General features: G+C 67.6%; 20 protein-coding genes and 3 pseudogenes. 15 read left to right on the top strand and 8 right to left on the bottom strand.

Translation table 11 applies throughout. The features are described 5' to 3' along the window. Positions 1-150: 150 nt before the first annotated feature. Positions 151-1,602, bottom strand: a complete 1,452-nt coding sequence (locus OHS82_RS02790) for an MFS transporter (RefSeq protein WP_063894204.1) — start codon at positions 1,600-1,602, stop codon at positions 151-153. A 369-nt stretch (positions 1,603-1,971) separates the two neighbouring features. Between OHS82_RS02790 and OHS82_RS02785 the strand changes: the two genes are divergently transcribed. From OHS82_RS02785 to OHS82_RS02770, 4 genes are all read left to right on the top strand, one after another. Continuing rightward, entirely contained in the window at positions 1,972-2,559 is a 588-nt protein-coding gene (locus tag OHS82_RS02785) for a TetR/AcrR family transcriptional regulator (protein ID WP_057574973.1), read from the top strand. 886 nt (positions 2,560-3,445) lie between these two features. Beyond that, the gene (locus OHS82_RS02780; RefSeq protein ID WP_157876264.1) at positions 3,446-4,306 is read left to right on the top strand and encodes a hypothetical protein; all 861 of its coding nucleotides are present in this window, start codon (positions 3,446-3,448) and stop codon (positions 4,304-4,306) included. Positions 4,307-4,451: 145 nt separating this feature from the next. Continuing rightward, on the top strand, positions 4,452-5,051 hold the full coding sequence (locus tag OHS82_RS02775; protein WP_057575230.1) for a TetR/AcrR family transcriptional regulator: 600 nt from the start codon (positions 4,452-4,454) through the stop codon (positions 5,049-5,051). Between the two features lie 42 nt (positions 5,052-5,093). After that, positions 5,094-7,784 (top strand): helix-turn-helix transcriptional regulator, encoded by a 2,691-nt coding sequence (locus OHS82_RS02770; protein ID WP_079040960.1) that lies wholly within the window; start codon positions 5,094-5,096, stop codon positions 7,782-7,784. Between the two features lie 449 nt (positions 7,785-8,233). Here the strand turns inward: OHS82_RS02770 and OHS82_RS02760 are convergent, their stop codons facing one another. Next, positions 8,234-8,512 carry a hypothetical protein gene (locus OHS82_RS02760; protein WP_328433187.1) on the bottom strand — a complete coding sequence of 93 codons (279 nt, stop codon included), beginning with the start codon at positions 8,510-8,512 and terminating at the stop codon, positions 8,234-8,236. A gap of 305 nt (positions 8,513-8,817) precedes the next feature. Further along, the gene (locus tag OHS82_RS02755; RefSeq protein WP_328433186.1) at positions 8,818-9,699 is read right to left on the bottom strand and encodes a class I SAM-dependent methyltransferase; all 882 of its coding nucleotides are present in this window, start codon (positions 9,697-9,699) and stop codon (positions 8,818-8,820) included. 449 nt (positions 9,700-10,148) lie between these two features. On the opposite strand from OHS82_RS02755, the gene OHS82_RS02750 reads away from it, so the two are divergent. The 3 genes from OHS82_RS02750 (at position 10,149) to OHS82_RS02740 (ending at position 15,437) form a co-directional block, all read left to right on the top strand. After that, positions 10,149-10,550, top strand: coding sequence for a hypothetical protein (locus OHS82_RS02750; RefSeq protein ID WP_328433185.1), 402 nt, complete (start codon positions 10,149-10,151; stop codon positions 10,548-10,550). A 106-nt stretch (positions 10,551-10,656) separates the two neighbouring features. Further along, positions 10,657-11,661, top strand: coding sequence for a threonine ammonia-lyase (locus OHS82_RS02745; RefSeq protein ID WP_057574978.1), 1,005 nt, complete (start codon positions 10,657-10,659; stop codon positions 11,659-11,661). Between the two features lie 1,100 nt (positions 11,662-12,761). After that, a complete protein-coding gene (locus OHS82_RS02740; protein WP_328433184.1) occupies positions 12,762-15,437 on the top strand; it encodes a helix-turn-helix transcriptional regulator in 2,676 nt (891 codons plus the stop codon). A gap of 592 nt (positions 15,438-16,029) precedes the next feature. Here the strand turns inward: OHS82_RS02740 and OHS82_RS02735 are convergent. The 4 genes from OHS82_RS02735 to OHS82_RS02720 form a co-directional block, all read right to left on the bottom strand. Then, positions 16,030-16,923, bottom strand: coding sequence for a tetratricopeptide repeat protein (locus tag OHS82_RS02735; protein ID WP_328433183.1), 894 nt, complete (start codon positions 16,921-16,923; stop codon positions 16,030-16,032). Further along, positions 16,920-18,257 carry an MFS transporter gene (locus OHS82_RS02730; protein ID WP_328433182.1) on the bottom strand — a complete coding sequence of 446 codons (1,338 nt, stop codon included), beginning with the start codon at positions 18,255-18,257 and terminating at the stop codon, positions 16,920-16,922. Before OHS82_RS02730 ends, OHS82_RS02735 begins: the two co-directional genes overlap by 4 nt. A 12-nt stretch (positions 18,258-18,269) precedes the next feature. Further along, complete coding sequence (locus OHS82_RS02725; RefSeq protein WP_328433181.1) at positions 18,270-18,410, bottom strand: hypothetical protein; 141 nt, start codon at positions 18,408-18,410, stop codon at positions 18,270-18,272. 369 nt (positions 18,411-18,779) lie between these two features. Then, positions 18,780-18,977: a hypothetical protein gene (locus OHS82_RS02720; RefSeq protein ID WP_328433180.1), complete on the bottom strand. Its 198-nt coding sequence runs from the start codon at positions 18,975-18,977 to the stop codon at positions 18,780-18,782. A gap of 262 nt (positions 18,978-19,239) precedes the next feature. Between OHS82_RS02720 and OHS82_RS02715 the strand changes: the two are divergent. The 5 genes and pseudogenes from OHS82_RS02715 to OHS82_RS02695 form a co-directional block, all read left to right on the top strand. After that, positions 19,240-19,476 (top strand): annotated as a pseudogene (locus OHS82_RS02715) (transposase); the annotation flags it as partial. Positions 19,477-19,611: 135 nt separating this feature from the next. Continuing rightward, entirely contained in the window at positions 19,612-20,394 is a 783-nt protein-coding gene (locus OHS82_RS02710) for an IS3 family transposase (protein ID WP_328436015.1), read from the top strand. A gap of 208 nt (positions 20,395-20,602) precedes the next feature. Next, positions 20,603-21,166, top strand: a complete 564-nt coding sequence (locus OHS82_RS02705; protein ID WP_328433179.1) for a 3'-5' exonuclease — start codon at positions 20,603-20,605, stop codon at positions 21,164-21,166. A 38-nt stretch (positions 21,167-21,204) separates the two neighbouring features. Continuing rightward, entirely contained in the window at positions 21,205-21,636 is a 432-nt protein-coding gene (locus OHS82_RS02700; RefSeq protein ID WP_328433178.1) for a hypothetical protein, read from the top strand. A gap of 304 nt (positions 21,637-21,940) precedes the next feature. Continuing rightward, positions 21,941-22,657: pseudogene (locus OHS82_RS02695) on the top strand (IS256 family transposase); the annotation flags it as partial. A gap of 41 nt (positions 22,658-22,698) precedes the next feature. Here OHS82_RS02695 and OHS82_RS02690 read toward each other — a convergent pair. Continuing rightward, a pseudogene (locus OHS82_RS02690) lies at positions 22,699-22,857 on the bottom strand (IS701 family transposase); the annotation flags it as partial. Positions 22,858-23,059: 202 nt separating this feature from the next. Here OHS82_RS02690 and OHS82_RS02685 point away from each other — a divergent pair. The 3 genes from OHS82_RS02685 (at position 23,060) to OHS82_RS02675 (ending at position 26,232) form a co-directional block, all read left to right on the top strand. After that, complete coding sequence (locus OHS82_RS02685) at positions 23,060-23,353, top strand: hypothetical protein (RefSeq protein ID WP_328433176.1); 294 nt, start codon at positions 23,060-23,062, stop codon at positions 23,351-23,353. Positions 23,354-23,473: 120 nt separating this feature from the next. After that, the gene (locus tag OHS82_RS02680; RefSeq protein ID WP_328433175.1) at positions 23,474-24,028 is read left to right on the top strand and encodes a hypothetical protein; all 555 of its coding nucleotides are present in this window, start codon (positions 23,474-23,476) and stop codon (positions 24,026-24,028) included. 179 nt (positions 24,029-24,207) lie between these two features. Beyond that, positions 24,208-26,232, top strand: coding sequence for a tachylectin-related carbohydrate-binding protein (locus OHS82_RS02675; protein ID WP_328433174.1), 2,025 nt, complete (start codon positions 24,208-24,210; stop codon positions 26,230-26,232). Positions 26,233-26,746: the final 514 nt, after the last annotated feature.

The raw sequence follows: 26,746 nt of genomic DNA, 5'->3' as shown, positions 1-26,746 counted from the left end.
GGCTGGCGCAGTGCGGTCAGCCGCGACGGGACCGCGACGTGCAGAAGCCGCAATGCGCCGTCCCGCCCTCACGGCCTTGGCCGAGCACCACGCTGCCTGTGCCGGCACGAGGCGGGCACAGGCAGCGCGGGGGAGGAGGGCGGGAGCCGGTCATCCCTCCGTGGCGGTGCCGTCGAAACCGTCGGCGCCGTCACTGGTGTTGGGGGAGTGCCGCAGAAGGAAGGCGACCGATGCGGCTCCCAGGAGGGCTGCTCCAGCTCCGGTGATGAGAGCGAGGTGCAGACCGGAGGCGAAGGCGTCGCGGGCCTGATTGACCAGGGCGGTGTTTCCTGTCTTGGCGCCGACGATGTTGGCTGCCGCGAGGGATGAGCGAGCTGCCTCTGCCACGTGAGCCGGGAGCCCCTCCGTGTCGAGAGTGTTGCGGTAGCCGGCGTTCAGCGCACTGCCGAGTACGGCGATTCCCAGGGCGCCGCCCAGTTCACGGGACAGGTCGTTCACCGCCGAGCCCACGTTCTGCAGGCGGGAGGGCAACGCGTCGGTGATGGCCGCGGTGGCGGGCGTCATGGCCAGGCCCATGCCGGCGCCCAGGGGAATGAGCCCCGTGACGATGAGCCAGTAGGAGCTCGTCTTGTCGAGCTCGGCGAGCACGCTCAGACCGACGGCGACGGCGATCAGCCCTGCGATCCAGGGACGGCGGGCGCCGACGCGTGCTGCCAGCTTCGGGGACAGCCGGGCGCTCGGAATCATGGCGGCGGGCATGGGCAGCACACTCAGGGCGGCGATCAGCGCGCTGTCGCCTCGCACGAGCTGCAGGTACTGCATGACGACGAAGATGAACCCGAAGAACGCGAAGAACTGCAAGGTGATCGACAAAGTCCCGGCGGCGAACGGCTTGTTGCGGAAGAGCCGGGGATCCAGCAGAGGGTGGGGGTGGCGCAGCTCCCAGACGACGAAACCGGCGAGCACGAGGAATCCCACCGTGATGCCGATCAGGGTGCGGGTGCTTGCCCAGCCCTGCTCGGGCGCCTGGATGACCGAGTAGACCAGAATTCCCAGGCCGACGACCGTGAGCGTGGCGCCGACGGTGTCGATGCGCTGCTTCTTTGCTTCGGCCGACTCCGGCACGAAGACGTAAGTGCCGATGAACGCCACGACCGCCAGAACGACGTTCACCCAGAAGACAGATCGCCAGGACCATGCTTCGAGCACGGCACCGGAAGTCAGCAGGCCCAGTATGGCGCTCGCTCCCGCGACGGCCGCCCAGATGCTGACCGCACTTGCCCTCTGTTCGCGGGGAAAGGTGCTGGTGATGGTCGAGAGCGTGGCGGGCATGACAAAAGCAGCCGCCACCCCCAACAGCGCTCGCAGGGCGATGAGAACCCCGGGTTCCGAGGAGAACGCGGCCGCGACCGATCCGGCCGCGAACAGAGCGAGGCCGCCCAGCAGGGCCCGGCGCCGGCCGAACCGGTCGCCCAGAGTCGCCGCCAGCAGCAGAAGGGCGGCAAAGACCAGGCTGTAGGCGTCGATGATCCACGACAGCTCCGTCTGGCTTGCGTGGGTCTCACGGGCGATGCCCGGCAGGGCCACATTCAGCGATGCCATCGCCGAGACGACGGTGGCCAGAGCCAGGCATGTGACGGCCAGTACTGCGCCGTGACGCACCACTTTGTGACCTTGTTCTGTGAGGCCTCGGTTCATGAGAGGCGTCCTTTCCCGCTGGACAGGTGCGCTGGTGCGATGGACGGACCACGGCGGATGCGGCCGCCATGGAGCCACGGCGTAGCAGCAGCGCAGAGTTCATAAAGCGCGAGCGCGCAGTGAGGGGGTCGGTGCCGACCGCTGCCGCCCCGGCACCGCAACGGGCTGCACTACGGAAGACACCAAATGCCAACGTCTGTTGGCCAACCTCCGTTGACATTAACGCACCCAGGGGAATGGAAAGTCAACGAGCGATGGCCTACATTTGTTGGCATGACAGCAGACAACACGGAAGCTCCCCCCGGCCCCCGGCGCTCCGACCGCACCCGGACGGCGATTCTCGACGCCGCCCGCCAGCGCTTTGCCGCTCAGGGCTTCGAGCGCACGACGATCCGGGCCGTCGCGGCCGACGCGGGCATCGACCCCTCCATGGTCATGCGCTACTACGGCAGCAAAGCCCAGCTCTTCGACGCCGCCCTCGACATCGACCTGTGCCTTCCCGACCTGTCCGCCACCCCGGCAGAGGAACGGGCCGAAGCCCTCGTGCGGCACTTCCTGCACCGCTGGGAGCACGAGGGCGCCGACGACGCGCTCCTGCTGCTTCTGCGCTCCGCCGTCACCAACGACCAGGCGGCACGCCGCATGCGGGAGATCTTCGCAGCCCAGGTCTCCCCGGCCCTCGGCTCCGCCGCCAAGGACAACGTCGGGCTGGTCTCCGCCCAGCTGCTCGGCCTCGCCCTCACCCGCTACCTGCTGCGCATCCCAGCCGTGGCACGCATGACGCCAGAAGAGATCGTCGCCGCCTACACGCCCGCCGTCCGGAGCATCCTCGAACCGCAGGCGTCCGCTCCCAGTGCATGATCGGCCGCCCGTTCGTCGCTGACACGCTTGCCCGCCCCCCGTACTTCGGCGGTGGTCTGGGCGCCATCGGGTGCCGTCCGCGGCGTGTTGCACCTTGCGTATCCGGGTGGCGGGTCCGGTGTCGGCTGCACGGTGGGGCCGCATTTTCTGTGCCGACAGCACGCAATCGAGCAGGGACGGCGAGGGTGGTGTACGGCCGCTTCACGCCGGAGCGGTGCGGCCGCGAACAGGAAGCGTTCCTCCTGCAGCCTCGCGGACCCTTCCTGCGTGCGTAGCCGCGTGATGCGTCTGCAAAACGCGGGGCTGCTCGGCGGCCCGCTCCGGCTCCGGAGCGTCTTCGAGACGGTCCCAGATCAGCGGCGAGCTCCCAGGCGCGTCGCTGCCGGACGCGATCGGCACAGCGCGGCCGCGGCCACCTCGGACCCGGCGCAACCATGCTGCATGACCACGCGATCTACGTTTCAGACCGACCCGGCGCCCCGTACGTCTGAGATCAGGGCCAGCGCCTCCTGCGAGACGTATGGCCTGCCCCCGGCCGCCCGGATGGGCAGGGATTACTCATCTCCCCTTCCCCGGCTCACGGTTGACTGACCCTGCTTGCCCGAGCAACCGGAGCGGTGCCTGAGGCGGGCAGTTTTCGCGGTGAGGGAAGGCGGCCGACCTGGAACGCCCTTCACGGGAGCCCGGACTCCGGCCGCTGCCGGTGAGGCGGGTCGCTGAGACGGCAGGGCGGCCGGTTCCCGTTGGCCGCGGCCGCGCGACGGGTGATCCCACCTCCGCGGCACTGCACTACATCCGGCTGTGCCGTCCGGCCACCCCCGCCCTGCAGGCAGTGGCCGACTCCGCCGCGACAGAACAGCTTCACAGAAAGAAGAAGATCAGCACGATGAACAAGCTCATAGGCCCCCTGTGCGCAGTGTCGGCAGCCGTCGTTCTGGCGGTCGTGCCCACTGCGGCGCAGGCAGACGGAATCGAAGACGGCGCCCCCCTGGTGGCCGCCGAGAACGAGATCATCGACCAACTCGCGTCACTGGGCTGGCCGGGACAGGACCCGGAGAACTTCTACCCCGGTGCCGGCGCCCACGCGGACTCCGCCACGGCCACGGTCGTCTGGGGCACGCCCGGGAATCCCAGCTCCTATCAGGTCGAGGCCAAGTGCGCGCAGTTCCTCACCGCCTCGATGAAACACGCATACTCCTGGGCCACCGACGCGTGGTTCACCTCCGGTATCGGCTTCCGCAGCCCGACCTCGGAGCAGTACTACGACGCCTTCACCGACACGTCCGCCGGCGGCGCGCTCGATGACATGAGCGATCACGTCGACCGCCCCTCCGCACAGCGGGTCAGCGACCTGCATGCGGGTTCCGTCATCGCGGTGAAGTACCTGGACGGCTCGGACGGCGGCGCTACCGGGCACATGATGGTCGTGCAGTCCGTGGCACCGTTCGAGCGCGACGGCAACAGCGCCACCCAGGAGTACGCGGTCAGGGTCTCCGACAGCACCTCCGCCCCGCACGGCGTCGCCTACTCCAGCAAGACGTCGCCGCACTGGGCGTTCCGGGACACCCGGGTCGAGGGCTCTCCGGGACTTGCCACGAAGGAATGGAGCGGTGCCGGCCGCGGAACGATCTTCATCCAGGCCGACGCCCTCACCGGCAGGCCGACCGGTCACTGGTGGGGCCGCAACGAGGCCGCGTTCCACACCGTCGCCGACCGGCCCATGGTCTTCGTCGACATCACCCGCTGAACCCGACAGGGCGGCGGCAGCGGCGCTCACACGCCGCGGCCGTCGCCCGGGCCGCGCCCGCTGGGCGCCGGCCCGGGCGTGACCTGGGCTTTGTGAGCACCTGCACGCCGCACGAGAGTCCGGGGCCCTGTGATATTCAATGGTGATGAATAAATCTCGTGGACGTCCGCGTGGAGGCTCCGACGCCAAGGAGAGGATTCTGGCGGCGGCGAAGACGGCCTTCCTGCGGCACGGCTACCACGCGACGACGATGCGAGCCGTCGCCTCGGCAGCCGGCGTGGACCCGGCCCTGATCAGCTATCACTTCGGCTCCAAGCAAGGGCTGTTCGGTGGGGCGATGGCGCTCGGGATCAGCCCGGGCCAGGTGATGGCCCGCGTGCTCGAGGGCGATCCCGGGCAGATGCCCGAACAGATCGTCCGGGCCGTCCTGGACGTATGGGATGATCCGGAATTCGGCGGCCCGCTGACACTGCTGGTCACCCAGGCCCAGCGGGACCCGGCGCTCATGCGCGCGTTCCGCGAGTACGTCGAGCGGGAACTGACCGCCCGGCTGGCGGAGCGCATCGGCGGAGCCGACGCCGCAGAACGAGCGGGGGCCGTGCTGACGACGACTCTCGGACTGATCTTCAGCCGTTACGTTCTCAGGCTGAACCCGATGGCCGCCATGGACTCCGAGCGGGTCGTCGGCCTCCTGGCTCCAGGACTTGGTGCACTTCTCCGTCCGGCCCGAGCCGCCGATGAATGAGGGGGCCGGGGCGGGGGCCGTAGGCGGAGGCGGAGGCGTAGCATGAGAGGTCTGTCGGCCTCTGGGCGGTGTGTCATGCAGGGCTGGGAAGGCAGATGGCCACTCGTCGGGCGACAATCGCACCTAGAGTCCTTCCGCACCGAACTCGCGGCCGGCCTCGTTCGAGGCTGGCTGATCTGCGGACCGGCCGGGGTGGGAAAGACGCGGCTGACGGAAGAGTTTCTGGGGCTGGCGGCCGCCAGCAAGCGGCACACGGCCGCGGCAGTGGCCAGCCGGGCTGCGGCCCAGGTGCCTTTGGGCGCGATCGCTCACATCCTTCCCGACGGTGTCGATATGACCGATCCCGTCCAGGGCTTCCACGCCGTGGCCCAGGCTTTGTCGGACTCGGCTCGTCCCACCGTCGTCCTCGTGGATGACCTTCATATGCTCGACCATTCGTCCGCGGCCCTGCTGGGCCAGCTCCTGGATTCCGGCACGATCTGCCTGATCGGCACAGCCCGCACCGGCGAGCAGCCCAGTGACGTCGTCGACGGCCTGCTGCAGCGCGGCGACCACATTCGTCGTACCGACCTGGACCACATGGTGCGCGACCAGGTCGAGGAACTTCTTCAGCGCGTTCTCAAGGGCCCGGTCAGCCGACGCGCTCTCCATTCTCTGTACAGCGCCAGCGACGGAAACCCTCTGTTTCTGAGAGAACTCGTGCTGGGAGCCATAGCCCAGGAGAAGCTCACTCTCAACGACGGAGTGTGGGACACCTCGGAGGAGCGGCTTCCTGTCACTCCGCATCTCAGGGACCTGATTGCTGGCAGGATCGCTGCCTCACCGCCGGCCGTGCGCCCCCTACTTGAATCACTCGCCTTGTGCCGCACGCTCTCTCTCGCTGATGCCGCGGCGCTCGCCGACCGCACGGACCTGGAGCACCTCGAGCGATCAGGCATAGTCGAGATCTCCGTCCAGGGGTCCCGGGTGACCGTCACGCTGGCGCATCCTCTGTACGGCGAGGTCATCGCGGCTGAGACCCCCGCTCTGCAGCGCTACGACCTTGCGTTGCGCCAGGCCGAGCGCATTGAATCCCACGGTCTCAGGCGGCGCGACGACGCCCTGCACGTCGCCTCCTGGCGGCTGGCGGCCACCGGCACCGCCGCGCCCGACCTGCTCCGGCAGGCTGCGGCCATCGCCATGCATTCCAACGACAACGAGCAAGCCATTGAGCTGCTCACCGCGATCAAGGCCGATCAGCACACGGCGGAGAGCCGTGTGCTTCTCGGCCGGGCCCTCATGCACACTGGCCAGCTCGAACGCGCCGAAGCTGTCCTCGCCGAAGCCGATGCACAGGCTCGCAACGACCATGAAAAGATCATTACGGCGACCACGCGCTCCACCAATCTCTTCTGGGCCGACCCCGACCCGGCTCAGGCCGTCGCCGTGTGCGCCGCAGCCCGCTCTGCACTGTCCGATCGGTCTGGCGCTCAGCAGCTCCGCCTCATGGAGGGAGCCATGCTCACGGTGGGCGGCTTGCCGGTGCCGGGGCTGCAGATCCTCGATGACCTGCCTGATGACCCGCCTGTAGAGGCGTTGGACGTCTGGCTGGCAACGATCAGTGCGAAGGCTTTCGGCCTGACGTTCGTCGGAAGCGTCGAGCGAGCCCGGACTCTGTCGGAACGCGCCACGGCCGCCCACGAGGCCGTCGGCGAAGGCAAACTGCTTCCCCACCCCGCCATGCAGGCCGCACCACTCGCGCTGGCGCTCATGGAAATGGGAGAGATCGATCAGGCCCGCCGGATCTGCCTCAGCGCCGCGGACAGCCTGCAGGCGGCACACTCGCCGGTGGCCCGCCAGTTCCTGGCTTTTGAGAGCGCCCGTGCGGAGTGGCTGGCCGGGCACCCAGTGAGCGCCCGCCGCTGGTATGCCGAAGGAGTTGCCACAGCACGTACGTACCACCTGGACAGGGTCACCCGTTTGCACATGTCGGGGTTGATGGCGTGCGCGGCGCTCACCGGCGACATCGACGCGGCCGCCGCCCTCGTCCCCGAATATGAAGCCATCGCGGCAAGTGGCGGCCTGACGGGCGAGGAATCACTCGGCGTGGCATGGCTGCACGCCGCTCGCGGTGAACTCAGCCGTGCGCGGTATCTGTTGCGCAGCGCTGCAGACAGGGCCGGGCGCACCGGTCACGTCGTCTCCGAAGCACTGGTACTGACGGACATCGCACGCCTGGGTGATCCGAAGGCGGTCCAGGAACGACTGGTCACTCTTTCTGCCCAGGGCGACGGCGCCTTCACTCCTGCACGGGCACGGTTCGTTACTGCCCTTGCGAAGAAGGACCCCCAGGGACTCATGGCGTGCTCGGAAGAACTCGAGCACATGGGGGCCCAGCTCCTCGCCGCCGAATCGGCGGCCGCAGCAGCCGGCGCTTGGAGACGAAAGGGAGACGCCCGTAAGGTCACGGCCGCCACCGTTGACGCGACGCGCCTCGCCGGCCTGTGTGAGGGCGCCCGGACTCCCCTTCTGTCCACCATCGCCGACGCTGTCGAACCTCTCACGAAACGGGAACAGGAGATCGCTCTGCTGGCTGCCTCTGGGAAGACCAGCAAAGCCATTTCGCAGCACCTGACGCTCTCCGTCCGCACAGTCGACAACCATCTGCAGCGCATCTATCTCAAGCTGGGGGTCCGCAGCCGCGGAGATCTTGCTCTGGCCCTGCAATACAAAGAATCGTCCAAGTGGGCATAGTCCACAACGCGGTCTCGGCGTCAAGAGTCAGCACCGCAGGGCGGCGGAGCGTCGAGAGGCATCTCTTCGACCTTGAGGAACTGCTCGCCGAGCATTCCGCGACGGTGTCGAGCCTCGGTGACGCCGGTGGCGACGACGACGGTGCACTTCCCAGTCAAGATCCGTTACACCCCCTCGTGACGACTCCCGCTGGTCAACGAGACAGCTGCGGGAGTGCCATGCCGGTCGACGACCAAGTGGTGCCTGCTGCCGGGGCGGGCCCGGTCGACCGGCGAAGGTCCGGTGTGATGCCCCCTTCGAGCGTGCGGACGTGCGAGCCGTCGATCGAAGTGTCGTGCATGTCCACGCAGCACCTCGTGCAGCTGCGGCAGGACGCCCGCTTCGGTCCACTCCCGCAGGCGCCGCCCGGCCGCTGCAGCGGACCTGTTCTGCGGGAGCATCCCGCCGGCTCACGCTCTTGCAGAGCACGTAGACGACGTCCCGCAGCGCGGCCCGGTCATCCGCAGGCAACCGCCCGGGATGCCGATGTTGGCGGCAATGTGACCGTCACGCGTCGTCATACCGAGCCAACGCAACGGTCGGGCCTGCATCTCTTCCAGGCTCTCCAGGAGAGCGGGTATTCCGTCGAAACCGATCAGCGCGGACTCGACCGTATACGACCGGCGGCCGGTCAGGTGCACCTCCCTCGCCGTCGCCACGTCCGTCAGGTCCAGCTCGCCGACGAACACGGCCGGACCGTGTTCACTGCCCCCGCGCCGCTCGAGATGAGACGCAACTCTGCTGTAGGAACGCATGACATGCCTTGCCGTAGAAGTCTGAAGGTCAGCGACAAGCGTGCGTCGCGGCCGGCATGCAGCACCTGAGCATGAGGCACTCAAGTGCTCACGACTCGCCGCTGCACAGCCGACCGTCCGAAGTCTGACTGCAGCCCGCTACCCCGGGTCGGTGACGGCTGTGGCAACGCCGCGCCGCAACGCGGGACGGCCGTCGGCTTTTGCCGACAGGCCCCCTGAACGTGAGAGGGAGGACGCGATCAACTGCCGCTCGTCGGCGTGCGTGGCGCGACAGCCAGCAGCGAGTACATGATCGGCAGGTAGGTGTCGCTGAACGGGAACCGGTAGAGACCGTCGGCGCCTCGAGGCAGGATGTGGCGGCCGTCGGATTCCGTCTCCGTATGCTCTGCCAGCCGTTCCACAACCAGGCCCGCCGAAGCGGCGGCAGTCACGATCTCACCGATCGAGTAGGGGAACTGCACCGTCTGCCGCGCCTCCGTCACGACGCTCGGATCTGCATAAGTACCGGTCAGAGCGACGTACTGAGCCTCGCCGCCGCCGTAAGGCCAGTCGGCTACGAAAGGTTCGAAGCTGAGGACGGTCTGGAAGGCCGGATGGATGTCCACCAGGACCAGTCGGCCTCCCGGTCTGAGCGCCCGCGCGGCCCCCCGCATCCACGCGTCGACATCCGCGATCCAGGACAACACGCCGTACGTGGCGACGACGACGTCGAACCCGGCCGCAAGGCTGTCGGGCAGGCGCTGGGTGTCCGCCACGACGAAGTCCGCGACCAGTCCCGCCTTTTCGGCGAGGTCCTGGGCACGGGTGATCGCTACGGGGGAGAAGTCGACTCCGGTGACCCTCGCGCCCAGGCGGGCCCAGTTCAAGGTGTCCATGCCGAAGTGGCAGTGCAGGTGGAGCAGATCCTTGCCCGCTACGTCACCGGCCAGTTCACGCTCGATGCTGCGCAGCGTCTGCTGACCGCCGAGAAACGCCTCCACGTCGTAGGACTGATCGGTGGCTGTCGTGCCGTGGGTCGCGGCCAGGGAATCCCACAGCGCCCGGTTGGCGGCAAGCCCCTCAGCGTGCCCGTCCCTGCGCGCGCCGGCTTCCTCGACGCCGAAGTCGTCCTCTGCAGCCATCGTGAACCTCCTGTTCCTGGCCGTACTCGCGTGCGGCTCCACGTATCGGCATTCTGAAGGGCGCAGGAGCATCCCCACATGAGTAGGAGATACTCGGCTGGAGCAGACGCTGCTCGCCCAAGCGTGCTCAGCCCTCCGGTGGGGACAGCCGGCCCCGACACGCGCCTCGCCCTCGAAGACCGGCCTGGTGACCGGCCTTGTTCCGCGTTTGAGTACTGCTTGCTCAGTCGCCCCAGGGCTGCGCGGCGTCTCCTGGAAGAGTCACACAGCAGCTCTCCGAGGCCGTGATCACCATGACTTGCACCGCACCCCCTACTGCCGCCAGGACGACAGAAGACTCCTTCACCCTCGCCGCGACCAGACCACCCTCGCCGGCTCGGACCGCCGGCGCGTGGAGGTTGCCGCTGCAGTGCGGTCCGCCCGTGCACCGAGCAACCAGGAGGACAGCGATGCACGAGCCCCTGAAAGCAGTAGCCCTCACCGTAGCCGTAGCCGGCGTGCTGCTCGCCGCTCCCATGGTCTCGATCGTCGCGGCGAGGGCGGCAGCCCCGGTCCACATGGACGACGGTGCCGCACCGCCCGACATCGTTGATCGGCACGACGGCACTGGCTGCCGCTATGACACCGCGGACGAATTCCCTCCCCGCGCGGCCCGCCACCCGGACGGCACCACGGAAACGGTCACCTGGGCAACGGCCGGGGAAGACACGGTCGTCATCCGCCCCGGCAACGCGACCGGTCTGCCCTGCGGCTGCTGGTGGAGTCCCGACGAGGCCGCTCTGCATACGGCCGGCGATCGTCCCATGATGTTCGTCGAGGTCACCCGGACCGAGCGATCCCCCGGCGCATGACGGCCGCGCAGAGGCTCCGACCGGAGCTGAGTGCCGAGGGTTTGCGTCCACCCCCTGTGAGCGGCTCGCCAGATGACCGTCACTACCCGACAAGGATGACCGACTCATGACTCTCGTCACGCTCAACGACCTGCACGCGGCCCGGCAGCGCCTGGAGCCAGTGGTCTCCCGTACGTCGCTGCTCAGGGCTCCATGGGCCTCCTGCGGGCATCGGTCTCTCTTTCTGAAACCAGAAAACCTGCAGATCACCGGCTCGTTCAAAATACGTGGCGCGTACAATCGACTGTCGCGGATGTCCGAGGCGCAGAAGGCTCGCGGCGTCATTGCGCGATCGAGCGGGAACCACGGCAAAGCACTTGCCCACGCAGCCCGGCAGGACGGCGTGAAAGCAACGATCGTCATGCCCTCCACGGCCGCCAAGGTGAAAATCGACGGGGTCCTGGAGTACGGGGCCGATGTGCGCTTCGCTTCCCCCGAAGAATGCCCGGCCCTCACTGAGCAGTTGGCCGCGGAACACGGCTATGTGACCGTGCCCCCCTTCGACGACCTGGACGTCATCGCGGGCCAGGGAACGGTCGGCCTCGACATATCCGACGAAGCGGTGGCTGCGGGACTCGACATCGGCACGGTGCTGGTGCCCGTCAGCGGAGGCGGACTGATCTCAGGTGTCGCCGCTGCACTGAAGCTCACACGCCCCGGTATACGGGTGGTGGGCGTCGAGCCGGAGCTGGCGGCGGACGCCGGAGAAAGCCTGCGCACCGGACGGCGCGTGACCTGGCCGACCGAGCGCGTCAGCCGGACCATGGCCGACGGATTGCGCATGACGACCGTGGGGGAGCACACCTTCGAGCACATGCGCGTTTTCGTCGACGACATCATCACCGTCACCGAAGAGGAGATCTGCTCGAGCGTGGCCCTTCTGGCACGGCGCGCGGGCATGATCGTCGAGCCGTCCGGGGCGGTCACCACGGCGGCGTACCTATACCACGAGCGCGACCTCCCCGCAGCCGGGGGGCACGTGGCGGTGATCAGCGGAGGGAACGTCGATCCCGACTTGTTCGAACTGCTGCGCAAAGAAGCCCCGTTGCCCTTCCAGACCTGCCGCGGGTGAAGCAAGGCCGAGGACGCAGCAGAGGACATGTTCCACTCGGTGAGGCGGACGAGCCGTCGGAGCTGCGCCCCTGCCGCGCACGTGGCCCAGGATGAGCACCCATTACTCAAGCCCCCTCGCACTCTCGTGCACAGGATGAGCGCACGAGGTAAATGTGCGCGCCTCGTCGCTCATCGCGAAAGCCTCCAGATATCGCTTAGGAGCAGGAGAAATGAACAAAATGAGAAGGGCCGCCATCGTAGCGACGGCAGCCATCGCCGCCGTGGTTGTGCCCTCGCTGGCACATGCCGCGCCCGGGGTCGGCCCGTCGGATGGACACCGCATGTCCACCGCGGCGAGCCGGACCATGGATCCGGGCGGCGGCGGAGGCAGACTCGCAGCCGATTCCTCGGCTCTCGGTCGGAACATGGACCCGGGCGGCGGCGGAGGGTGACCGAGCGCTGCCGAGGGGCAGGCGTTGGGAAGCGCCGGGGCGAGCGCGGCGTGGACGAGGATATGACCGGCCGACGTCGTTCATGTCCGTGGGGTCGGCTACGCGCAGAATGACGCCGACCGCATAAGACGTCCACGTCATCATGGCGACCACCTCTGACGTGTCGACGACGGGCCCGCCGGCTCTTGGCGTACGGGCGACGGGCGTGCCGAGCTGGAACGAGGCGTCACCGCCGTTCTTCCCGGGCCGCCCTCGCCTGTATCCCGCCGCCCACATGTCCGGCAGAGTTCGTCATGCCGGACTCAATAACACTGTCCTGCAACCCGCGCCGCTCCCGCCTGCTTCGGCGTAAAACTGGTTGTTCCGAGTCGGCACGACGGAGTCCTGGGCCGTCAGCCATTCTGCAGGTCTGGAGAAGTTGACGTCCACACCAGCCCAGTCAGGCCTGGCAAACGGCAAGCGCGGGACCTGCTCAGCTTATAGACATCGTGTTCTAGGTGATGCTTTGGAACAGCCGCTGGCAGTAGCACACCAGGCGAAGCTCCGCTGCCGGTGCAAAGGCGATGTCGAGGCTTACGATGTCGAATCTCCCGCCCCTCGATCACCATGCTGCTCATGCGGTCCGGTAGCATTTGTCTGACCGGTCGCCCCTTGAGGGAGCAGTCGAATGCAGGGCTGGGCAGACAGATGGCCGCTCATCGGGCGACAGCCATTCATGGATTCCTTCGCCCGGGACCTGTCCGACGGACACACCCGGGGCTGGATGATCTGCGGGCCGGCGGGAGTGGGTAAGACCCGCCTCGCCGATGAGTTTCTGGAACTGGCAACCGCCCAGAGCGGACGACGCACTGCGAGGGCCGTAGCCGGCAAGGCTGCCGGGCAGGTACCCCTCAGCGCGATCGCCCACCTGCTACCCCCGGACGTCGACCTGGCAGACCCGGTCAGCGGATTCCGAGCCGTCGCCCGGACCATGGCCGCAGACCCAGGCAAGCCCACCGTGGTCTTCGTCGACGACATGCACCATCTGGACAGCTCATCAGCCGTCCTGCTCGGCCAGCTCCTGGACTCCCACGTCATTGTCCTGGTCGGCACCGCCCGCACCGGTGAACCAGTCAGTGACGCTGTCGAGGCCCTACTGCGACGCGGGGACCGCGTCCGCCGCATCGACCTGTCCCACATGGACCGCACCCAGGTCGAGGCACTCGTCCAACGCGTCCTCGGCGGTCTCGTCGGCCACCGCACCCTGCATGCGCTGTACACCGCAAGCGGCGGAAACGTCCTCTTCCTGAAGGAACTCGTCCTGGGAGCCGTCGAATCAGGCACCCTCAGCCTCAACGGCGAAGTCTGGGAAATGTCCGATCACCGGCTTGCCGTCACCCCTCACCTCAACGACCTGATCACCGCCAAGATCGCGGCGACCCCGCCCGCAGCGCTCCCGCTCCTGCAAGCCCTCGCCCTCTGCGGCCCCCTGTCCGTGACCGACGCCGCCTCTCTCATCGACCGCGCTCACCTGGCCGAAGTCGAGAGCTCGGGCATCATCCAGGTCACCGCGCACGGCCGAAGAATCACCGTCGCGATGTCCCACCCCCTGTACAGCGAGGTCATAGCCGCCGGTATCTCACCCCTCCAGCGTTACGACCTGGGTCTTCGTCTGGCTGAGCGTCTCGAAACCCACGGACTCAGACGCCGCGACGACACCCTGCACGTCGCTTCCTGGCGACTGGCGGCCATCGGCACCGCCGATCCCGCCCTCCTGGCCCAGGCCGCCGCCATCGCGATGAACGCCAACGACAGCGAACAGGTCATCCAGCTGCTCACCGCGATCAAACCGGACCAGCAGACGCTGGAGACCCGGATCCTGCTGGGCAGAGTGCTGACGTACACCGGCCGCCTGGAGCGCGCCGAAGCGGTCCTCGCCGAGGCCGACGCCCACGCCCGCGACGATCAGGAGAAGATCACCGCAGTCACCGCCCGGAGCATGAACCTGTTCTGGTCGAGCCCACGACTCGACCAGGCACTCTCCGTGTGCGCCGACGCCCGCACAGTGCTGCGAAGCCGGACGGCGAAGCAACAGCTGCATTTCATGGAAGGAGCCATGCAGGCCGTCTCCGGGCTGCCCGAGGCCGGGCTCCAACTGCTCGACAGCCTCCCCGGAGCCCCACATCAGGAGAGCCCTGACATCTGGCTGCTGGCGTCGACGACGAAAGCCGTGGCTCTGGCCGTTGTCGGCCGCGTGGCACAGGCCAGGGCACTGGCCGAGCACGGGCACAGCATGCACCAGGCGATCGGTGGAGGAACGCTTCTTCCGCATCCCGCGATCCAACTGGCGCCGCTTGCACTGGCGCTCTCGGAGGCCGGTCTGATCAGCGAGGCCCGCGAGACCTGCCTGAGCGCTTTCGACACGCTTCAGGATTCGCCCTCCCCCCTCGCCCGCCAGTGGCTCGCCTACTTCATCGCGCGAACGGAGTGGCTGGCCGGGCGCCCCTCCAGTGCCCGCCGCTGGTATGCGGAAGCCGCCGCCATCGCACGTACGCACCAGCACACCAGGACCACCAGGCTCTACGTCTCGGGTTTGATCGCCTGCGCCGCACTGGCCGGCGACACGGACACGGCCGAGTCCCTGCTCCCGGAACTCGAACAGTACCTACCGAGCGGGTTCATGGCCGGCGAGGAGACCCTCGGCACTGCCTGGCTGCACGCGGCCCAAGGAAAGCTCAGCCGCGCCCGCGACGTCCTGCACGCTGCGGCCGACGACGCCCGCCGCACCGGCCACACCCTGTCCGAGGTCCTTCTGCTGACCGACGTCGCACGCCTCGGTGACGCCCCGAGCGTCCAGCACCGCCTCACCGAACTCGCGACCCAGTGCGACGGAGCGCTCACCCACACCCGGGCACGGTTGGCAACCGCCCTTGCCGCCAACGACCCCGGCCGCCTCATGGAGTGCTCACGCACCTTCCAGCGGATGGGCTCGCCCATCCTCGCCGCTGAAGCATCAGCCGCATCAGCCGGCGCCTGGACACACCAGGGTGACCCCCGCAAAGCCACCGCCGACGCCACTCGGGCCGCAGCCCTCGCGGCCCAGTGCGAAGACGCCCGGACCCCACTCCTGTCCGCGCTCGGCACCCCCTCCGTCCGCCTGACCAAACGCGAACAAGAGATCGCCCTGATGGCCGCCGCCGGGAACTCCAGCAAAACGATTTCCCAGCACCTCACACTTTCTGTCCGAACTGTCGACAACCACCTCCAGCACATTTATCTCAAACTCGGCGTACGCACCCGGGCCGACCTCGCAAAAGCCCTTGAATATGAAGCGGGCCGCCAACAAAAATCACCTGGAGTGTGACCTACTGCAACTATTCCGCCAGTCAAACCGGGAACGTCTTGTTCTTCAGGTGGAACGGCGGCCCCATGTCGGACCTATGGCTGCTCCGGAACTGAGACGGCCGAGAATCTGCACCGGAAGACCGTCCAGCAGTTGGGTGACGCCTGCTGTGTCGCAACCGGCACCCAACAGCTCCCGATCTGCGATGAGTGCAACGCTTTGGTGCTGCGTTCATCCCAATTGCGCCGCCCAGGCTTCCCGAGCGGGGCCGCCTGGCCCACGCCACCGCCTACAGTGCCCGTGGTTGTTCCACGCTGCCGAGAGGGCCTCACGTCTCGCACTCAGCTGCCTTTCGCCCGGGTGACCGCCGCGTGGAGTTCGTCGAGGAGTGCATGGCCTGCCGAGTCGTCGCTGACTCCTATGTAGAACGAAGCCGCCTCTGGTGCACCCGACCACACAGTGCGGTGACGCTCATCCCGAGGTCGTCGGGAAGCAGCTGCGTCGAGGACGTCGCCGAGTTGGTGAGCCTCGGCGTGCGCGGTCACCTCGGTCCGCAGCGCTGCGTCGAGCTGAGATGCCGTACGCCGATTGGTCGTGCGTTCATACAGGCGGTTCATGCATACGGACCTTCCGTACCGGACAAAGAAAGCCCTCGCCGGGCAGCTGACAGGGTGGGGTGATCGGGGGTGACGTGGGGAGTGAGGATGGCGATGGCTCGGGCGTAGTGCGGGGCCGCCTGGTCGTGGTCGCCGCGTTGACGGTGTGCGGTGGCCAGGTTGACCAGGGTGGTGGCGAGGTCGGGGTGGGAGTCGCCGAGGAGGCGTGCTTTGAGGGTGAGGGCTCGGGTGTAGCCGTTGATGGCGGCGGTGTGGTGGCCTCGGCGGTGCTGGATGGCGGCGAGGTTGTGTGTGGTGACGGCGATCTCGTAGTGCTCGGCGCCGTGGACGTGCTGGAAGACGGTGAGAGCGGCGCGCAGTTGGGTTTCCGCATCACCGGGGCGGCCGCAGCCGTCCAGGAGTGCGGCCCAGGCGGCCCGGTCGGCCGCGACGAGCAGGTGGTCGGGACCGTGCAGACGGGTGCGGATGCTCACCGAGCGGGCGGCCCAGGGCTCGCCCTCGTGGTGGGTTCCGCGGGCGTGGGCCAGGCCGCCCAGGTTGTGGCACAGGGTCGCGACGGTGTCGTGGTCACTGCCGTAGGTGTTCTCGCAGATGGCCAGGGCTCGCAGATAGAGGGTCCGGGACCGGTCGAAGTGCCCGGCGTACTTGCCCAGTACGCCCCACTCGTTGCACACCTCGGCGACATCCGGGGAGTCGGGGCCGTAGGTGTGTTCGGCGGCGTTGAGCGTCAGCGCCAGCAAGACACCGGCGCGTCGGTAGTCGCCGCGCTCACGCCAGAGGCGGGCCAGGGCGAGCTGGGCACCCAGACGCCCGGCGGGATCGTGGCGATGGTGGGCGACGGCTGCCCGCAGGGAGGCTTCGGCGGGCTCGGTCTGTCGGGGCGGGGTCATGATGCTGAGCCCTTCGGCAGGGGGTGCTGCGGCGTAGCGACCGGGATGCGCATGAGCGGTACGGGCAGGTAGCGACGTCTGCGATGCCACAGGAAACCCGCGGTCAGTGCCAGGGCGGCGGCGCAGACGGGGAAGAGAGCGCGGAGAGCGCCGGCGGCGAGCAGGGTGCTGGTGGCGGCGGCGCCGACGGTGAAGCCGCCGGTCCAGGCGAGCATGTGGGCGCCGTTGTAGCGGCCGAGCAACGCGGATGGAGCGATGTCGTTGACCAGAGTGGGCGGCACGGGGCTGAACAGCGTGCCGCCCACGGCAAAAATGGCCGCCGCGACGGCGAGGATCACCGGCGAGGGGTGGTGGGAGACGGCGATGACGGTCCAGGCGAGGGCCATGCACGTGAGCGCCGCAGCCAGGACACTGGCCCGGCTCCTTCCTGGCAGTCGTCGCTCGACGGGGATCTGCAGGACCGCGCTGGTGACCATGAACGCGGCGAACATCCAGCCCAGTGCGGCCTGCGTGCCGTCGGCAGTAGCCAGGGCGGGGAGGCCGATCTGAAGCTGGGTGAACCCGGCGGCGACAGTGAAGCCCACCAAAAGGCATATCCGACGCAGGACCGGGTCTGCCACCGCCGTGGCGTACCCGCCGCCCGGCCCCACAGCCCGGGACCCGGCCGGCTCCTTCCCCTGCGGGGCCGCGGGTCGGGCAAAGGAGGTGACCCGTAGGGCGAGAAGCAGGGCGAATCCGGCGAAGGAGAGAGCGTCCAGGACGTAGAGCATCGTCAGTCCGCTGCCGGTGCCCAGCACGACGAGCGTGACCGAGGCGGCTGCGGCGCCCAGAGCACCCCCGAGGTTGACGGCCGTGTTGCGCCAGGCGAATGCCGCCTGGCGGGCGGGGCCCGGTGCCGCCTGGGCCAGCATCGCGTCCAGGGCCGGGGCCAGGACAGTGAAGGCGACAGTGTGGGCGAGCATCGCAGCGCCGCCCGGCAGCGGACTGGCGGAGGTGGCCATCCCCACCGAGCACACCGCAGTCACGGCCAGGGCCGCGACGACGACCGCTTTCGGCCCGATCCGGTCACACAGGACGCCCCCGAGGGTGGCCCCGGCCAGCGCCACGAGGGCCCGTGCGACGAGCAGCAGGCCGACGACGCCGTCCGGGGTGCGACACACCTCGTCCAGATAGACGAGCAGAAACGGGACGGTGGTCCCCGTCCCGATGCTGGACAGCAGTTCCCCGCCCACCACGATCCGCGCCGCCGAGGGAAGACGGCGAGTCCTTTCCGCGTGGGGGGCGGACCGGAGCCGGGCACGGGCACGATCGCGGATCGTTTCGGATGTCGGCACGGCCGGGGCTCCCTATCGGTCCCACGTGCCGTCGCCGGCGGCCGCTGTCTGCGCGACCAGCGGACCGGTGTCGGGGTGGACCTTGTCGTACAGGTAGACGGAGTGGGCGCTTGCGGGGAAACACTGGACAGTGGTGAAGCCACGTTCCAACACCGCGTCCTCCAGGTCGTCGCGGCTCCGACGCCGGGCGAAGCGCACGTCGAGGCGGGCACAGCCACGGGCCTTTCGGTGTGCTGGGCCGAGCACACTGCTGCGTGCTGGGCGGCCGAATGCCGCGACGATGTCCGCCCGTTCGGCCGGGACGCCTGGAACTCCGGGATTCCCACCACGCCCAGACCGGTCAGCTGCGCGACCCGCGTGATTGCCATGGGAGGAACCACACGTAGCAGCCGTCACCAGCTGGCCGGTTCCACCCCTACCGCCCAAACCCGTCGATCCGCATCAGCGGACATGGAGGGTGCCCCGGCCAGATCCGCCATTGCGAAAGCGGACCGAGGACGCCCCCCATGCGCGCTGACAGAGTCAGTCGGAAATGAGGATCTCGTTGTGGTTCGACCAGCCGACCCCGCTGACGGCGAACGTGGTGTCCGCGGGGACGAAGCCCAGCTCGACGCTCGCGTTCACCCTGGCGTCAAGGTCGACGGGCACGACGGTCTCGTTGTGGTTGTAGCTGCCCGTCCTGCTGGCCCAGATGATCCCGACCTCGGCAACGTCCTTCATGGCGTCTCCTGTTTCATGTCCAGTGGTCCCCGCGGGCGCGCGGCGACTCAGGTGCCTGAAACGTATGCGGGCGCACAACGACCTCGGGTGAGTAATCGGTACTTCCTTGCAACGCTCAGGGTGAGGTTCCCCCGAGATGCGGGGAAAGGTGACAGCAGGTCAGATGGGTTTCATGAGAGGAGCCCAGACGATGCCTGCCCCGAGGAAGTACCCGCTGGAGTTGCGTGAGCGTGCGGTACGGATGTAACGGACCGCCGAGCCGAAGCCCGTGATCCGCCGCATGGCCGAGGAACTCGGCGTGCATCACGAAGCCCTGCGCAACTGGATCCGCCAGGCCGAGGCCGACGCCGGCGAACGGAACGACATGCTCACCACCGAAGAGAAGAACGAGCTCGCCCAGCTGCGGCGCGAGGTGCGCGACCTGCGCCGGGCGAACGAGGTCCTGCGGACGGCCTCGGCTTTTTTCGCCGCGCAGCTCGACCCGACCCGGCCCAGGTGACCGCTCTCCTCGACGAGCACCCGCACCTGGGGGTCGAGCCCGTACTGCGGGAACTGCACATCCCCTCCTCCACCTACTACCGCTGGCGCCGGTCCGAGACCGAACCCCTGTGAACGTCGCCGCCAGGACACCGAGCTGACCGGGCAGATCCGGCAGATCCACCAGGACTCCGGCGGGATCTACGGATCACCCAGGATCCATGCCGTCCTGAAGCGCGAGGGCGTCCACGTCGGCCGCAAGCGGGTCGAGCGGCTCATGCGCCAGGCCGGCCTGGCCGGGATCAGCCCCCGCAGGAGCAAGAGCTTCACCCGCCGCGACCCGCACGCCGACGTCGCCCCTGACCTGGTGCAACGCGACTTCACGGCACATGCGCCGAACCGGCTGTGGGTCACCGACCTGACCATGATCCCCACCCTGGAGGGGCCACGGTGGCTGTCGGCGATCCGCGATGCCTTCTCCCGCAGAGTCGTGGCCTGGGAGACCTCCGCCCACGCGGACGCCGACCTGGTCCTCACCTCCCTCGAGTACGCGCTGGCCAGCCGCGAGGTCGCCCCTGGCGAACTCGTCCACCACGCCGATCACGGCACGCAATACACGTCTGTCAAGCTCACAACACGCCTGGTCAGAGCAGGAGTTCAGGCGTCCATGGGTTCTGTGGGCGACTCCTTCGACAATGCCCTGGCGGAGAACCTGTGGATGCTGATCAAGACCGAGTGCATCCGCGGCCGCGTCTTCGCGACCAGGGCCGACGCGAATCTCGCGCTCTTCGAGTACATCGACGGCTTCTATAACCCCCGCCGCATCCAGAAGCGGCTCGGCCACCTCAGCCCCATCGAGTTCGAGGAGAAGCACTACGCCGACCAGGCAGCGGCCGAACCAGTGAACCTGAAACCACGTCAACCCGCCCTGACCTGCTAGTCAGCCACTCCCGCGCAGCGGGGGAACCTCAGGGCACCCCAGCGATGGTCTTTTGCCTGCCGCCTGCCGCCTGCCGCCTGCCGCCTGCCGCCTGCCGCCTGCCGCCTGCCGCGCCCAGCGTGGCCAGTGGTCGCCGGTGGAGCAGTAGCAGGGGACGGCAGGCAAAATTCGCTACTCAGTGAGTGAATCTCTTTCTACCCTCGATCATGTGGACCCTGTCGAGCAGCTGCTGAACGTCGTCGATGTCGAAGCGACATGCTGGGACGGCGCACCGCCGTGCGGGGCAGTCAGCGAGATCATCGAGATAGGGCTGACCGTCGTCGACCTGCGCGCGGGTGAACGGGTCGCCCGGCATCGGGTTCTTGTACGGCCGGCGCGGTCCTTCGTCAGCGACTTCTGCACCGAGTTGACCGGGCTGACCCAAGCGGAGGTGGACACAGGCGTCGGATTCGCTGAAGCGTGTCGGCTCTTGGCGGCTGAGCACCAGGCAGGGGCTCGCCCGTGGGCCAGCTGGGGCGACTACGACCGTCACCAGTTCAGCCGCCAATGCCAGGCCACTGGCACCGTCTACCCTTTCGGGAAGCGACACACCAACGTCAAGACGGCCTTCACCGAAGCTCACAAGCTGCGCAAGCGTCCAGGGATGGCCCAAGCCCTGCGCCTGACCGGGCTGCCTCTGGAAGGCCGTCATCACCGAGGTGACGACGACGCCTGGAACATCGCCTCACTGGTGCTTGCCCTCGTCAACCAGGACGCGTGGCCCGGGATCTGAGCGCTGCGCCGTCGGGGAAGACCGACAGACTGTCCGCTGTGCAGAGCGCCGTCCGTGCCGGGCTGGGCGTGGCGCCTGGCATCCTCGGGCTCACGCTCGGCAGTGACCCGCTCTGGTTGCGGCCCCGGCTCTCTCACCTGGTGACACGTCTGATGGCTGCGCGCCGGGCGGAGCGTGTCCCGGTCCGCAGCGTGCAGACGGCACATCTGTTCCCCGGCGCGCATCCCGGCCAGCCGCTCAGCGCCGATCGCCTCGCACGCCGCCTGAAAGGCCTGGGGATCAAGAACATGCGCTACGCCCGCAACGGAGCCCTGCTTGCGATGGTCGGCAGTGTCCATTGGAAACTGCTCGCCGACCTGCTGGGCATCTCCGACTCAGCAGCCCAACGATGGCACGCCGCTGCTGGAGCCGACCGAGCCAGCTACGTCGCCTCACGCCTGAAGCAAGACGCCATGACCGGCCCAGAGTAGGCGGTTGCGGCTGGGTGGAGAGGCAATTCGTCTGCGAGCAATACTGCTTGGTACCAGGACATCGCGCAACCTCCGTACGTACCGACCGTGCACCCGAGACGACCTCTGGCCGCACCGGCAGGCCCCAGTCGTGGCCCGCACCCGCGTCCTCAACACCACCTTTTCCGGCCGTCGTTCGACCTCCTCGATCAGCAGCGCGGACAGGTGCGGAAACAGCTCCAAGAGCACATCACGAGAGCACGCGATGCATGATCGCGAACAGTCGGCACGACCCGTTCAACCGTCCGGATCACAAGATCGTCGACAGACCAAGATCAGGGACGGGCAGGTCGCGAACCGCCCCATCTACGTGGTGATGGCGGTGACCGTGGACGGCACTCGCGACATCCTCGGCATCTGGGCCGGCGACGGCGGCGAGGGCGCGAAGTACTGGCTGCACGTGTTCACCGAGCTGAAGAACCGCGGCCTGGACGACGTGCTCATGCTGGTCTGCGACGGGCTCAAGGGCCTTCCCGAAGCCGTGGAGGCCATCTGGCCTCGCACGATTGTCCAGACGTGTGTGGTTCACATGCTGCGGAATTCGTTCCGTTACGCCGCCCGGCAGGACTGGGACAAGGTCGCCAAGGCCCTCAAGCCCGTCTACACCGCACCCAGCGAGGATGCGGCGACGGAGCGGTTCCTCGAGTTCCAGGAGGCGTGGGGCCAGAAGTATCCGGCGATCGTGAAACTGTGGGAGAACGCCTGGGCCGAGTTCGTGCCCTTCCTCTCCTTCGATGTCGAGATACGCAAGGTCATCTGCAGCACGAACGCGATCGAGAGCGTCAACGCCCGCATCCGCAAGGCCGTCCGCGCCCGCGGACACTTCCCCAACGAGGCCGCCGCCCTCAAGTGCATCTACATGGCGCTGATGAGCCTGGACCCCACGGGCAAGGGCCGCAAGCGGTGGACCATGCGCTGGAAGGCACCCCTGAACGCGTTCCAGATCGCCTTCGAGGGCCGCCTCACGCCGAGCAACAACTGACCACTCAACAACCAAGATCAGCCGTTAAATTGACACACCCGTGTCCAGCCGTTCTTGCGCTGCAACGGAGCGATCAGCCCCCGCATATAGGCCAGCGCCGACTCCCGCGGCTCCGACCGGCTGAACCGGTGCACGAACCGCCCGTGCACCGCATCCAGTTCACTCGCCCACACACGCACATCAGCAAGGTCCCCACCCATAACCACACCAACGACGAACCTGGCCAGCAGTCACGGCAGACACCGTTGCAGTACTAAAGAGCGCCATCGCAGTCCTCGTACGAAGGATCACACGATTCCTTCACCCGAGAAGGCCCAGATGCAGGATGAACGCACCCGTGCTTGCCTGGAGGTATGGCATTCGACCTCACAGAGGAGGCTTGTTGTGGCTAACATCCAATTTGTGAACATTCCCTGGCGAGGTGAGACTGGGTTCTCAGAGTTGAGGCCAGGGCAAAGCGAGGTCTTCTCTACCGGGATCCTTGTTGGGACCCTCGGTGACAACATATCAATTACTGCCACAGCTCACGCGGAACCGGGGAGCCTACAGGAGGTTTACGCTGTTGAGGTCCGGGACTTCCATGTGGTGACAAATCCTTTGCCCGGTGGCCTGAATTTGAATTTCTCAGTTGTCAACGTGCATCCCACCTCGGTGGTGGTGAAGATGACGATTACGATCTGCATAATCACCGCTTAGCCCGAATCCACCAGCCGGTGATCGGGGCGGGGAGGAGATGACGCAAAGAGGTGCCTGTTGAGCTGGGAGGATGGGAGTTCTCACGCTTCCGTCCGGCCCGACCAGCAAGGCACCTCGTAGGTGAAATCCTCCCACAGCCCCGGAGCTGTCTCCGCCGTGTTCGACGAGCCGAACCTGATCGCGGACGCCGGGCTGGTCCCGCTGGTCCGCCTGGCCGAACGGGTTGGCTTGCCCGGTCTCGTCGCAGAGCGGCTGCGCATCGACGGCGCGGGTAACAGCGGCGGCGCCCACCCGAATGTGAAGGTGATGACGCTGGTCGGGGCGATGTGCGCCGGGGCTGACTCGATCGACGACGCCGACCGGCTGCGGCACGGCGCGATGGGCCGACTGTTCGGCGGGGTGCGCGCGCCCTCCACGCTGGGCACCTTCCTGCGCTCGTTCACCCACGGCCACAACCGGCAACTGCACGCGGTGCACCGGAACTTCCTCGCCCGCCTCGTGCGAGACACCCCGCTACTGCCGGCCTGGACCGGGTGGCGTTCGTGGACATCGACCCCACCCACCGGCGCGTGTTCGGTCGGACCAAGCAGGGTGCCGAGGTCGGACGGTCCAAGGGCGTACGCACCCTGCACCCAATCCTGGCCACCCTCTCCACCCCGCTGGCCAGGCCTGTGATCGCGGCCGTCAGGCTGCGGCGGGGCAAGGCTGCCGACGCCCGCGGAGCCGGGCCCTTCACGAGTGACGGGCGGGAGGCGTCTGCCGGCAACGGCTGCCATCAGCGGAGAGGCCCGCTCGGTCCCAGGGCGCACCGGGCGTGAGTTGCATGCCCGTAGCGGGTGCAGGAGCCTTTAGGTATGGCGATTACACCGACTCTTGAGGCATTTGGTCACCGAACAGTCCGGCAGCTCGGGAAGGTCGCCTCCGGCGCCCGACCGTTACTTATCGTACTGGGTGAGTACAGCAACTTCCCGTCGTTCAGCGATGTTCACCCGCCGCTCTACTATGACCTCCTGGGATTCGGAGACCCTGCCCCGCCGTTCACCACCGACGGTCCCGTGAACCCGGCGAGCCTCCGCGAGTACTTCCGCGAGAACAGCAACAGCCGATTCTGGTTCGACCGAGTCGATGTCGTAGGGCCGATCGACCTGGGAGAGTACGCGAATGACCCCGGGCCTGAGGCGCGCAGCGCCGGAATCCTGAAGCGGGTCGCGGAGACGAGGCCTGAACTGTTCGCGAATCAAGACGTTGATCACGACCGGAGCGTGGCCTTCGACGAGTTGTGCGTCGTCCTCATCGAGAACATCACAGGCGCCCTGCCCGCGAACCGCGACAACACCCCATTTCATTTCACCTTCGACTTCCCACGGGGATCCGCCGAGGTGACCGTCCGAATCCACGTCGCCGGCGTCGGCCCGCTAACGCCGTTCTATCAGATCGCCCATGAACTGTCGCATTCCATAGGCACGGTGGACATGTACAACACCGGCCAGGGGAACCATCTCCTCACACTGATGGGTGCCTATCCGTTCTTCAGCAACGACCAAGGCTCGGTGCACCTGGACATGTGGCACAAACTCGTCCTCGGCTGGGCGGAGCCGCGACTGTTTCCGCTGTCGCCGCGGAACAGCGCGCTGGTGCGGACGGACGCGGACGGGGCTGTTCTGCTGTGGGACGACACGCGGAGGGAGGAGGAGTTCTTCCTCATCGAGCGCCGATATCCGAACTCCGCGCAGCGGCATTATGACTCCCAGGTCCCCGGCGACGGGGTACTGATCTGGCGGGTACGACAGGGGCTGGGCGCGGCAGTGGCTCACCTCGGTGCGCCGGACCTCGCGCTGGGCGGCTCTGGGGTGTGGGGGCCGGGACAGCGCACTCCCGAGCTGAAGTGGAGCGACGGCCAGCCCACGGGCACGTACCTGACCGTCGCGGACGCCGGTGACGGTGCGATGCGCGTCGTCTGGGACCGTGCACCCATCGGCAGGCATCTGCGGCTGCTTTACGGCGGCAACGGTACGACACCCGTGGACAGCGGATTGCCGAGCGTAGGAGTGTTCTACGGCATCACCGGCAACGGGGACCTGGAATGGAACCGCTACAACGGGCAGGGCGAGCCGTTCGACTCCCTGTCGAGCCCACCCTTGTGGGATGCCAACACCGGTAACCTGATCGGCCGTGGGTTCGGCGACATGAAACACGTTCTCGGCTGTGGGGACGGTATCGTCCTGGCCATCCACCCGAACGGAAACCTGCACTGGTATTCGTACGCTGGCCACGGTGAGAGCGACGTGACGGGAACACTCGGGTGGCGCCCCAATTCGGGGAACGTGATAGGCAACGGCTGGCAGAACTTCCGCCATGTGTTTGTCGCCCCGCAAGCAGGCCGCTCCTCCAGCACCGGGCCAGACTTTTTCAAGGTCTTCGCCGTCGCACAGAACGGCGATCTGCTTTGGTACGCCTACAGCGGCAGCGGCGAGCATGACCCTTCAGGGGTGCTCGGCTGGCATCCGAACTCGGGCAACCAGATCGGCAGAGGCTGGCAGAACTTCCTTCACATCCACGGCTCCGGCAGCACGGTCTTCGGGGTCCACCAGAACGGAAACCTGCTCTGGTACTCCTACGGCGGCTGGGGGGAACAGGACCCGACGGGAGCCAGCGGATGGCACGCGAACTCCGGACATGCGATCGGCCGGGGCTGGCAGGGGATGCGTCACGTCTTCGGTGGCGTCAGCGACGTCGGAGGCTTCGGCCACATCGTGTATGGGGTTGACGAGGCGGGCGGCCTGCGGTGGTACCGCTATACCGGCCAGGGTGAGGAGGACGTCACCGGCGTCCTCGGCTGGGACCCGCGGTCCGGCAATGTCATCGGCACCAGCTGGTGAACCGCCCGAAACGACCCCGCGCCGGCTTTCCGCCAGTGCGCGAAGGCGATCGCTTCGGCGGAATTCCGACGGAGCCAGGAAATGGTGAATGACGCTGGTTTGGCCGCCAGGCATGTTGCAAAGTCTGGTGATCTTGCTCCCCTCCAAGGCCGGGGCTTCGGCGTAATCGCGTGACGTCTGGTTCGTAGTGATCTGTCGGACAGTCTGGCTGGGAACGCCGCAGACACGGTTTCCAAGATCATGGAGTTCCTTAAGAATGGGAGTCGATCCGGGAGGACCGGGTGTGGCTGATGGAGTTCCTGCCGTTGTCCTTTCGCCAGGCTGGCCAGGAGAACGGAGAGACCCGCGTCGCGACAGCGGGGGTGGTTGGAGGAGGCGCAGAGCCACGAAACGGTCAACTTCGATCGCGACCACGAAGATCCGCTGCTGTAGTACAAGTAGCACCCATCACCACTATGACGGTGACGAGTGGGCACCCTGCCGTGACGCTGCGTGGCGTTTGGGGGATCCATTC

The sequence above is a fragment of the Streptomyces sp. NBC_00425 genome, from assembly GCF_036030735.1.
Classification (GTDB): domain Bacteria; phylum Actinomycetota; class Actinomycetes; order Streptomycetales; family Streptomycetaceae; genus Streptomyces.
This window is presented reverse-complemented; position numbering and strand designations above follow the sequence as displayed.